The sequence below is a fragment of the Kamptonema formosum PCC 6407 genome, from assembly GCF_000332155.1.
GTDB lineage: Bacteria > Cyanobacteriota > Cyanobacteriia > Cyanobacteriales > Microcoleaceae > Kamptonema > Kamptonema formosum.
In genome coordinates, this window is the sequence record NZ_KB235903.1 from 686,217 (window position 1) to 697,303 (window position 11,087).

An 11,087-nucleotide genomic window follows, 5' to 3' on the forward strand; every position below is an offset into this window, starting at 1 on the left:
TCAATAGGAGTGAGAGTGGACAGTTTTGAAACTGGACTAAGGTAAGGTAGGGAAAGCCAGAAAAGGCAAGGGCTTTATTTACGATCTACTATAGTTTATACAGCCATCAGTCTTCTCAATCATATCAATAGAATTTTAATAAATTTCAAGCTGCTCTACTTTCTTAAAAACGATCGATATTTTAATTTTTCATCTCTAGGCGATCGTAGGAGAGCAGTTAATTGCGCTCAACCCAAAGCAATTGATAATCTCTCTCACCGTCAGAGACAGGAGACATTCTTTGTATATACAAGAGCTCCACTCCAGCCTCTTTAGCTATAATTGGCTATTATTATTGACCGACAGGTGGCATATTTAGAACAAAAAACCTATGTTGACAATCTTCGAGGAGTTCTTTTCATCAGGTCAGTTTATCCCTCACGGTAACAGTTACCTGTGGCAACCTCAACTGCTATGGCTTCACATTTTATCGAATTTGTCGATCGCGATCGCCTATTTCTCAATTCTGGCGATGTTAATCTATTTCGTATACAAGCGCAGGGATGTTCCGTTTCTACGGATATTTATTTTAGTTGGAGTATTTACCCTTCTCAGCGGTACAGGTCACTTGCTCGAAATTTTGACGCTATGGCATCCGCTTTACTGGTTGAGTGTGGTTGAGCAAGCGATGACCGGTTTGGTTTTCTGTTACACGGTAGCACAAATGGTAACGCTGCTACCTAAATTTTTTGCTCTGAGGAACTCAGAACAATTAGAAACTATTAACCAAGAATTAGAACACGAAATTGCTGAACGGCAAAAAGCAGAAGAAGCTCTCAAAAGTATTGTCGCTGCCACAGCTTCAGTAACGGGAGAGAAATTTTTCTCAGCTTTAACGCAATATCTAGCAAAAGCTCTGGACGTTCGCTATGCCTTTGTTGCCGAAATAGTGAGCAAGGAATCCCAGAAATTGAAAGCGCTGGCTTTCTGGAACGGTAACAATATTGAAGACAACTTTGAATATATATTATCCGATACTCCTTGCGAACTCGCGATCGAGCAAGCATCGCTGCAATATTTCCCAGAGCGAGTACAGGAACTTTTCCCAAAAGCTATAGATTTAAAGAAAATGGAAGCTATTTGCTATTTGGGTGTACCGCTACTTTCGGCGAAGGGAGAAGTAATTGGGATACTGTGTATCAACAGCGATCGGCCTTTGGTGAATGAGGAAAGCGCCAAGGCAATTATGAGAGTATTTGCTGGTAGAGCCACCGCTGAACTTCAGCGCCAGAGGGCAGAAAGTGCTAAGAACCGCGCCTATGAAGACTTAGAAAATCGGGTGCAAGAACGGACAGCAGAGCTAGTAGAAACAAATGCAATTTTAGAGACTGAAATTAGAGAAAAAGTTGTGGCAGAATCGGCTTTAAGAAAAAGCGATATCCGCCTACGCAAACAACAAGATGGGCTGCTAAAATTAGCAAAAAAACAAAGTATTTATGAGGGAAATATCCAGGGAGCTTTGAGGGAAATCACCGAAGTGGCAGCCCGGACTCTGAGCGTAGAAAGAGCTAGCGTGTGGTTTTATAGCGAGGGCAAATCAGAGATTTACTGTGCTGATTTGTACGAAGTTACTCCTAACAGGCACAGTCAAGGTACAAAACTTTCTGCTACTGACTATCCCAACTATTTTCAAGGTTTAGAAACAGACAGAGTGATTGTCGCCAACGACGCTCATACTCATCCGCGAACTCAAGAGTTTAGCGAATTATATTTAACTCCTCTATCAATTGCCTCTATGTTAGACACTCCGATTAATTTCAAGGGACAAAGTGTAGGAGTAATTTGTTTAGAACAGGTAGGAACGGCTAGAAATTGGGCAATTGAAGAGCAAAACTTTAGCAGTTATTTAGCTTATATGACTTCTCTAGCGATGGAGTCACGCGATCGCAAACGGGCAGAATTAGCTTTGCGGGAGACAGCAGAACGGGAAAAGGCAATTGCATTTATGATGCAGCGAATCCGCCAAACCTTAGAAATTGATAAGATTTTCAGCGCAGCAACCTCTGAACTGCGACAAGCGATCGACTGCGATCGCGTTGGAGTTTACCGTTTCAACCCTGACTGGAGTGGAAATTTCGTTGCTGAGTCAGTAGCATCAGGCTGGAAAGTCCTTTTAGATTCACCAATAAATCAGCCTCAGCGAACAGAAACAACTATAGAAAAAGAGAATTGTGCCACCAAAACATTAAGCATTACTGGGGAACCCATAGAAGATACTTACCTGCAAGCAAATCAAGGCGGTTTTTACCAACAAAAAACATATTATCGCTCCGTTCCCAATATTTACCAAGCCGGATTTGATACCTGTTACATCGACCTATTGGAGCAATTTCAGGCACGGGCTTACATCATCACTCCTATCTTTTGTAGCAGTAAACTTTGGGGCTTACTGGCAACTTATCAAAATTCCGATATTCGAGAGTGGCGGGAAGCAGAAATTAAAATGGTAGTTCAAATTGGCGCTCAATTAGGAGTTGCCATACAGCAAGCAGAATTGTTAGCTCAAACTCAAAAGCAAGCGGCAGAACTTAAAATAGCAAAGGAATCTGCTGATGCCGCTAACAGCGCCAAAAGCGAATTTCTTGCCAACATGAGCCACGAATTGAGAACTCCGCTCAACGCCATTCTTGGTTTTAGCCAACTGATGAACCGCGATCGATCGCTATCAACAGAGTACATACAATATCTAAATATTATCAACCGCAGCGGGGAGCATTTACTGGAATTAATTAACGATATTCTGGAAATGTCAAAAATCGAGGCGGGGCGCATGGTACTCTATGAAAATGAATTCGATCTCTACAACTTACTCGACAATCTTGAAGATATGCTCCAACTCAAAGCTCAATCTAAGGCTTTGAAACTGACTTTTCAGCGAGATAAAACAGTACCGAAATTTGTAAAAACAGACCAAAGCAAACTACGTCAGATCTTGATAAATTTGATAGGAAATGCACTAAAATTTACAGAAAAAGGTAACGTTATCCTGCGAGTAAAAGTTGCCGGCAGAGAAAGAAGTAATAACGAACAGAAAGAAAATACAAATATTCCTTCTTCCTTCTTCCTTCTTCCTTCTTCCTTCTTCCTTCAGTTTGAAGTTGAAGATACTGGCCCTGGTATTGCTCCAGAGGATTTCGACAAGTTATTTGAAGCCTTCGGACAAACCGCAACAGGTTTGAAATCAGGTCAAGGTACAGGCTTAGGCTTACCTATCAGTCAAAAGTTCGTACAATTGATGGGCGGAGAAATTACCGTTAGCAGCCAACTGGGTCAAGGTGCTAAATTTACCTTTGACATTCAGGCTAGTTCCGTTGATAGAATTGAGAGTGAGAAAGCTCAGGCTATCAATAAAAAAATCCTCGGTTTAGCGCCCAACCAACTGGCCCACCGAATTTTGATTGTCGAGGACAATCCTGCTAACCGCCTACTCCTAGTTCGGTTAGTCAGTTCACTAGGCTTTGAAGTGCGCGAAGCCGAAAATGGTCAACAAGGCATAGCCCTATGGGAAAGTTGGGAGCCGCACCTAATCTGGATGGACATGAGGATGCCCGTTATCGATGGATATGAAGCTACCAAAAAGATCAGAGCTCAGTCAAAGAGTCGCGAAACAGTAATTATTGCCTTAACTGCTAGCGTCTTTGAAGAAGAGCAACAACTGATTTTATCAGCAGGATGTGATGATATGGTGCGTAAACCTTTTAAAGAACAAGAGCTGCTAGCTAAAATGAGTCAATATTTAGGAGTGAATTACCTATACGAAAATGATGGGGAAGATCTAATCACAAATTCTGAAAGCGAAGTATGTGATTTTTCTAGAATCCTTCAGCCAGAAACCTTGCAATTAATGCCGAAGGAATGGATAAAACAGCTATATCTAGCTGCCTCTCAAGGCAGCGACTCTCTGATTTATCAGCTCCTTGAACAAATCCCCGCAGAAAATTCTGCTATTGCTAAAGCCATAGGTGACTTAGTTGAGAATTTCCGGTTTGATAAAATTCTAGAATTAGCTCAACTAACTATCAGTTAAAAAGTTAAAAATTCAAATCTAAGCAAGTAGGGAAAAGCTAAAATGGATGGGAATCAGGCTGGCATCGTCCAAGAAGATATCTTAATTGTTGACGACAACCCAGACAATTTGCGCCTTCTCTCTAAAATGCTGACTAAAAAGGGATATCACGTTCGCAAGGCATTAAACGGGCAAATGGCATTAACAGCCGCGCAAGCTGTTGTGCCGGATCTAGTTTTGCTCGATATTATGATGCCAGAAATGGATGGCTATGAAGTTTGTACGCATTTGAAAGCCGATCCGAAAACAGCGGAAATTCCTGTGATTTTTTTGAGTGCGCTGAGCGATGCTTTTGATAAAGTAAAAGCCTTTGCCGTAGGAGGTGCTGATTACGTTGCGAAGCCATTTCAACTTGCAGAAGTGTTAGCTCGCGTCCAAAATCAACTTGCACTTAGAGCCGCAGAACTAGAAAAAAAACAACTAAATTATCAATTGGAAGAGCGAGTAAAAGAGCGCACTCACCAACTAGAAGCAGCTAATTCTGAACTGAAGCGGGAGATAGGCGAACGGAAACTCTTAGAGGAGCAACTGCTAAAAATGGCGCTCCATGATGCCCTCACTGGTTTGCCCAACCGAGTGTTATTTATGGAACGTTTAGTACAAGCTCTTAATTGTTCAAAAGAAGTTAAAGGCTATCAGTTTGCAGTGCTATTTTTAGACTGCGATCGCTTTAAAGTTATTAATGATTCTCTTGGTCATCCCGTTGGCGACGAACTGCTAATTGCCCTCGCTCGCCGTTTAGAAAAATCTCTCCATCCCAAAAATACCCTAGCTCGATTGGGGGGCGATGAATTTGCAGTTTTGATCGTGGATATTGAAAATATTACTACTGCCACCCAGTCAGCAGAACGCATACTTCAGAGACTTGCTTTGCCGTTTCAACTTAAAAGGTATGAAGTTTTTATTAATGCCAGTATTGGGATTGCTGTAGGTAATTTTAATTACGAACAGCCAGAGCATTTATTGCGGGATGCGGATACCGCAATGTATCGAGCTAAGAATTTAGGCAAAGGTCAGTATCAAATTTTCGATCCAGCAATGCACGATGCTGCTCTTAAAGTTTTGCAGCTAGAAAATGACCTCCGTAGAGCTGTCAACCAACAGGAGTTTATTGTCTACTATCAGCCAATTGTTGCTCTAAATACCGGCAGAATTTTTGGATTTGAGGCGCTGGTGCGGTGGCAGCATCCTCAAAAAGGTCTAGTTTCTCCTGCCCTATTTATTCCCGCAGCAGAAGAAACTGGTTTGATTAATTCTATTGGCAAGTGGGTTTTGGGGGAAGCTTGTCGCCAGTTGCGTCTATGGGATCGGGAAAAAGTCGCTGACTATCCTTTAACGATGAGTGTTAATCTTTCAGTACGGCAATTTGCACAGCCAGATTTAATTGAGCAAATTGACCAAATTTTGACCCAAACACAACTTAATCCCAAGTTTCTCAAATTGGAGATTACAGAAAGTGCTATTATGGAAAATGCTAAATCTGCTGCGGTTATTCTCCAAAAACTCCGAGAACGGCACATTCAATTGAGTATCGATGACTTCGGCACGGGTTATTCTTCCCTGAGTTACCTACATTCTTTTCCTGTTGACAATTTAAAAATTGACCGCTCTTTTGTGCAACGTTTGGATGGAAAAGCGGAAAATATGGGGTTGATATCAGCAATTATGAGTATTAGTCAGGCTTTGGGAATGAATGCGATTGCAGAAGGAATTGAAACCCAAGAACAGTTAGCCCAACTTAGAAGTTTAAATTGCCCTTTTGGTCAGGGGTATCTATTTTCTAAACCTTTGGAAGCAACAGCAGCAACAAATTTAATTCTATCGGCTCCTCGGTGGTAAGATATGACTAAAACTGCTGACATTCTAATTGTTGATGATACGCCCGATAATATTCGGTTTTTATCTTCTCTGTTGGTAGAACAAGGATATAATGTTCGTAAAGCCCTCAATGGGAAAATGGCATTGACCGCAGTTAAAGCGGTTTTACCCGATTTAATATTGTTAGATATTAATATGCCCGGTATGAATGGTTATGAGGTGTGCGAACATCTCAAAAATGATGCTAAAACTTCTGCTGTCCCTGTGATTTTTTTAAGTGCTTTGGATGGTGTAGTAGATAAAGTTAAAGCTTTTCAGATAGGTGGTGTAGACTATATCACTAAGCCTTTTCAACTTGAAGAAATTTTAGCGAGAATTCAAAGCCAACTTAAGATTAAAACTCTTCAAACTAAACTGCAAGTGCAGAATGCACAGCTCGAATCAGCATTGGAAGAACTAAAACATACTCAATTACAACTGGTTCAGAAAGAAAAAATGATCGGTTTGGGTGTGTTAGCGGCAGGGATAGCTCACGAAATAAACAATCCAATTAACTTTATTTCTGGTAATATTAATCATGCTCGTCAATATATTATAAACTTATTAAAGTTGATTGCTCTTTATAAAGAAGCTTACCCCACTCCGACGACGAATATTCAGGAAGTTATTGATGAGATAGATTTAGACTTTCTGGTTCCTGACTTGGAACAACTCCTAGATTCGATGCAAAAGGGTACGGATCGCATCCGCACAACAATTCTTGCTTTACGGATTTTCTCTCGTTTGGACGAGTCAGATATTAAAGCTGTAGATATTCACCAAGGAATTGACAGCACTCTACTATTGTTAGAGCATCGCTTGAAGCCAGAGGGGAAATCATCGGCGATTCAAGTTATTAAAGAATATGGAAATTTACCATTAGTTACTTGTTATGCTAGTCAGCTCAATCAGGTATTTTTCAATTTATTAAGTAATGCTATTGATGCTTTAGAGTCAAAGGATGAGCAAGATAACTCTAAATCTTCAGTACCCACAATTTGGATTACCACAGAGTTAAGTAATGCAGTCACTATTACTATTAGAATTAAAGACAACGGCGTGGGGATTGCCGATGAGGTCAAATCTCAGTTATTCGATCCATTTTTTACCACTAAATCAGTAGGAAAAGGCAGCGGACTAGGGTTATTAACAAGTTATCAAATTATCGTGGAGAAGCACAAAGGGCAGATAACTTGTCACTCTTCCTTGGGAAGTGGTGCAGAGTTTAAAGTCGATATTCCAGTGAAGGTGTTAACAGTTAATGGTTAAGTGGTAATTAGTCTACGAATATGACTAATTCCAAGCGTGCGTACTACTTTGGCAATAGCTATTTTACGCCTTAAGGGTGGTTCAGTTTAGCCTAGCTCAATGTTAACATGAATTACGTAAAAATCTGTCTGAAATTCAATGAAAAACCAAAAAGAACTCTGGCGAGTCATTCTAGCAGTATCCTTGACTGTTGTAGGAGTGCTACACTTTGTATCATGGGATCAATTTGTCCGAATTGTACCGCCGCAACTTCCCTACCCCAAAGAATTAGTTTATATCAGTGGTTTCTTCGAGATTCTAGGAGGAATTGGGCTGTTAGTTCCGCCAGTGAGCCGTGCCGCAGCGTGGGGCTTAATTGCCCTCTTTATTGCCGTATTTCCCGCCAATATTAATATGGCAGTTAACAATATTCCCATAGATGGAATTCCCCAAAATCAACTATTGTACTGGCTAAGGCTGCCTTTCCAAGCTGTCTTTATTTACTGGGCGTGGCTATACACTCAACCTGATGAAGATCGGCCCCGTGCTTCAATTATTCCCTACGGCACTGAAGATGCAAAATGAAAAAGTTTGATTATTCTCTGGATTTCAAAACCCTCAATTTTCGAGAACATCCTGAGCTTTATCGCGTTGGTAAAGGGGAGCAGGGAGTGCTATTGGTGGAACCTTACAAAGGAGAAATTCTGCCTTATTGGAGATTTAAAACTCCTGAAATTGCGAGGGAATCTAGCAATAAAATCTACTCCATGTTTTTAGAGTATTTGGAACAGGAGGATTTTGTAGGAGCGGATATGGCTCGCAAGTTTTTGCAGATGGGCTATACCCGCTCCCGCCGCTATGCTAATCATAAAAGCGGGAAAAAATATAAGTCAAATCCTCAGAAGGAAAGCTCTGCTGAAGCGGAAATGTTAGCAAGAAAAGATATATTGCCTCTGGAAATAGATGTGGTAAAAGCGGAATCGGCGGTTATTTTTAAAGAGAAATGGATACTGGCAAAAACTAACGAAAAGTATCTTCAGCTTTTAGCAAAACATACAGTAGCTTTCAGTTAAAGTAGGTATATGGCTAATTAGTCGCTGAAATTATAATATAGTATTTAGGGAAGATTGCTGGTAACGCCGCTCTCTGGTCAATGAAGTGCAAGGATCGCAGTTTTATTAATGTTGGCAAATCTGATACTATTAAAGTACCGCATTGCCACAACTATCTTTCACTCTACCGCCTAAAAATGACTTCACAAATAGATACTCTCTCTACTTCCTCTACTTCCTCCAACTTTAAGTTCACTCTCGTTGGACATATCGAGTCGAGAGAAGGAACAAATTATCTAGTATGCCGACAGGATACTAAATTTCCTGTTAGTTCGCTGCCAGCATTATATTCCTCTGAAGTTATGTTGTGGGAAGCGATACCCAGTACCGATTCGACTGGTCAGATTTCCAATCTAACTTTGTTAAATTTCTCGAAAGTTAATCTCAAGGAAAATCAAGAAGATAAATGCTTGTTATCGGGGCGAATTGTACAGCTAGGTAAGAAATACAATTTTGTTCAGATTAAGGTAACTAGACCAGGGGAGAAAATATTAAAAGTTACCTTACTATCTCCAGATCGTCGCATGAAAGTGGGTCATTTATGGGAGATAATTGCTGTCCGTCAAGGAGCCTTCCTGCACGTTCAATCAGGTAGCCTGATTGAGGAAACGCATAATTCTTTAGATGAAGCTTTACCTATTTTAGCATCTCAAAATCAGCAATCTGGTAAGTCAGAGGGCGAGTTAGCGATCGCTAATCTTACAGAAGAAAATGGATTTCCTGCTATCTCTTTAGAGCCACAATCTACCGATTTACTAATTGTAACTCCTGGAGATAATCAGCCGCTAGTTTCTGCTAAAAATAATGTTTCTCCTCCCACTGAAGCCGCAATCTTGGCCTTAATTGCAGAAACTCAACTTGAAGATTGGAACCTAGACACGCCCAAGCTACGTTCAAATAAAACATGGGAATGGGAGGCTTTTCACCCCTTAACTCAACAGCGGGCAAGAGTCAAGATTGTTGGCAACAAAAAACCCCGCGTTTATCAGTACCCGCTGACTTCTAAAGAAGACTCAAATCTAGCTGAGAATACTCACTTAGTGGTTACGCCTCTCGGAGCAGCTAGAGGGATTGGGGCTTCATGTTTTCGCATAGAAATAGGGCCTTATGAGGTGGTTTTAGATTGCGGTTCGCGTCCGAAAGGTTACGATCCTTTACCTGCATTAGAGTATCTAAATAATCCCGATTTGTTAATAGTTTCTCACGCGCATTTAGACCATTTGGGTGCTGTGCCTGTATTCCATAACCGCTATCCCGGCGTGCGGATAATTTGCACTCAGGGGACTAGAGAAATTGCTCACATTATGTTGCGGGATTGTTTGAAGGTACAATCTCTGAATGAAGATTCTACGCCACTTTTTGACGATGTAGATTTGGAGCGTACTTTATTTAGATTAGAAACGCAACCTGTAGGGGTTGATTTTGAACCTTTGCCGGGATTAAAAGTAAGATTTATCAATGCAGGTCACATTTTAGGAGCTGCGTGTATTTATATGACTTGCGGAGAGCGATCGCTAATTTATACTGGTGATTATAATACCACTTCTAGCCGCACTACTACTGGATTGCGGTTAGCTGACTTGCCACAAGCAGATATTTTAATTACAGAATCTACTTACGGGGGGGATACTCACCCTGGTAGAAAAACTCAAGAAACAGCGTTAATTGATGCGATTGCAGAAGTAGTTAAATCAGGCGGAAACGTGCTAATTCCTGCCTTCGCCTTGGGGAGAGCACAAGAAATTTTATTAGCTATTCGCACTAGCACTACGTTCCATACTTTAAAGGTTCCCGTTTACGTTGATGGTTTAGTGCGAAGCGTCACTGAAACTTTTAGAGATAACCTAGACCTTTTGCCGGATTCAGTAAAGAACTTTGTGAAACAATGCAATCGAGAACCGTTTTTTGATTTGAATGGAATGCCACCAATTATTCCTATTGGCAATCCCAAAGAACGCCCCTTAGCAATGGCTAAACCCAGCGTTATTGTTGCCAGTTCCGGGATGTTGAGCGGCGGTGCATCGGTATATTATGCTAAAACTTTGTTAGAGAGAGAAAATGCAGCTATTTTCATATCAGGCTACACGGATGAAGAATCACCCGGCAGACTTTTGCAGAACTTAGCTGTTGGAGATGAAATTGAGTTAGATGGCAAGAAAATTACTGTCAAAGCGCAAATTAAAAGATTCAATTTGTCCGCTCATGCTGATAAAATAGGGTTGACGCAAGTCATTAATAAAGTGAACCCAAAACACCTGATTTTGATTCACGGTTGCGGTAATGCTTTGCACTCTCTGGCAGATTCGGGAGATTTAAAATCGAAGCATTATATTCATATTCCTAATGTCGGGGAGCGAGTAGAATATGGACAAGCACCAGAACATATTTCTAAATCGCAAATTGCCAAGATTGAACTACCTCAAGAGTTTGAGGTAAGTGTAGAAGCAGAAGTAGAAGGAGCTTGGTTACAAATTCCTTTGGAAGTAGTGGAAAACGATCCTCGGTGGCAATTGTTGGCAAGTAGTGGGATGCTGAAAGCTGCTTGGGAAGGCTATCATTTGAAATTGAGTCCAATTACACAGAGAAATTTATCAATTCAGAAGGTGATGGATGATGCTGTTAGTAAGGGAGAAAATTGTTGTGCAGTTTGTAAGTTTTATGAGAAAGGATACTGCAAAGGGGAAGAAAGTTCGCTGTTTGAATTTCAAGTAGATCCCTCTGGAATTTGTGGAGAATTTAGCAGTAATAGTTAAATATATCGAAGT

General features: G+C 40.8%; 6 protein-coding genes. All 6 read left to right on the forward strand.

From position 1 onward, the window contains the following. The first annotated feature begins 370 nt into the window (after positions 1 to 370). The 6 genes from OSCIL6407_RS0108110 (at position 371) to OSCIL6407_RS0108135 (ending at position 11,075) form a co-directional block, all read left to right on the forward strand. Positions 371 to 4,066, forward strand: a complete 3,696-nt coding sequence (locus tag OSCIL6407_RS0108110) for a GAF domain-containing hybrid sensor histidine kinase/response regulator (RefSeq protein ID WP_007356512.1) — start codon at positions 371 to 373, stop codon at positions 4,064 to 4,066. A 42-nt stretch (positions 4,067 to 4,108) separates the two neighbouring features. Then, entirely contained in the window at positions 4,109 to 5,944 is a 1,836-nt protein-coding gene (locus OSCIL6407_RS0108115) for a two-component system response regulator (RefSeq protein WP_007356511.1), read from the forward strand. Positions 5,945 to 5,947: 3 nt separating this feature from the next. Next, entirely contained in the window at positions 5,948 to 7,231 is a 1,284-nt protein-coding gene (locus OSCIL6407_RS0108120; RefSeq protein ID WP_007356510.1) for a hybrid sensor histidine kinase/response regulator, read from the forward strand. Positions 7,232 to 7,369: 138 nt separating this feature from the next. Further along, positions 7,370 to 7,795, forward strand: coding sequence for a DoxX family protein (locus tag OSCIL6407_RS0108125; RefSeq protein ID WP_007356509.1), 426 nt, complete (start codon positions 7,370 to 7,372; stop codon positions 7,793 to 7,795). Further along, positions 7,792 to 8,283 carry a DUF4385 domain-containing protein gene (locus OSCIL6407_RS0108130; protein WP_007356508.1) on the forward strand — a complete coding sequence of 164 codons (492 nt, stop codon included), beginning with the start codon at positions 7,792 to 7,794 and terminating at the stop codon, positions 8,281 to 8,283. The genes OSCIL6407_RS0108125 and OSCIL6407_RS0108130 overlap by 4 nt, the downstream gene beginning before the upstream one ends. A 176-nt stretch (positions 8,284 to 8,459) precedes the next feature. Then, a complete protein-coding gene (locus tag OSCIL6407_RS0108135) occupies positions 8,460 to 11,075 on the forward strand; it encodes an MBL fold metallo-hydrolase (protein ID WP_007356507.1) in 2,616 nt (871 codons plus the stop codon). The last annotated feature ends 12 nt before the right edge of the window (positions 11,076 to 11,087 follow it).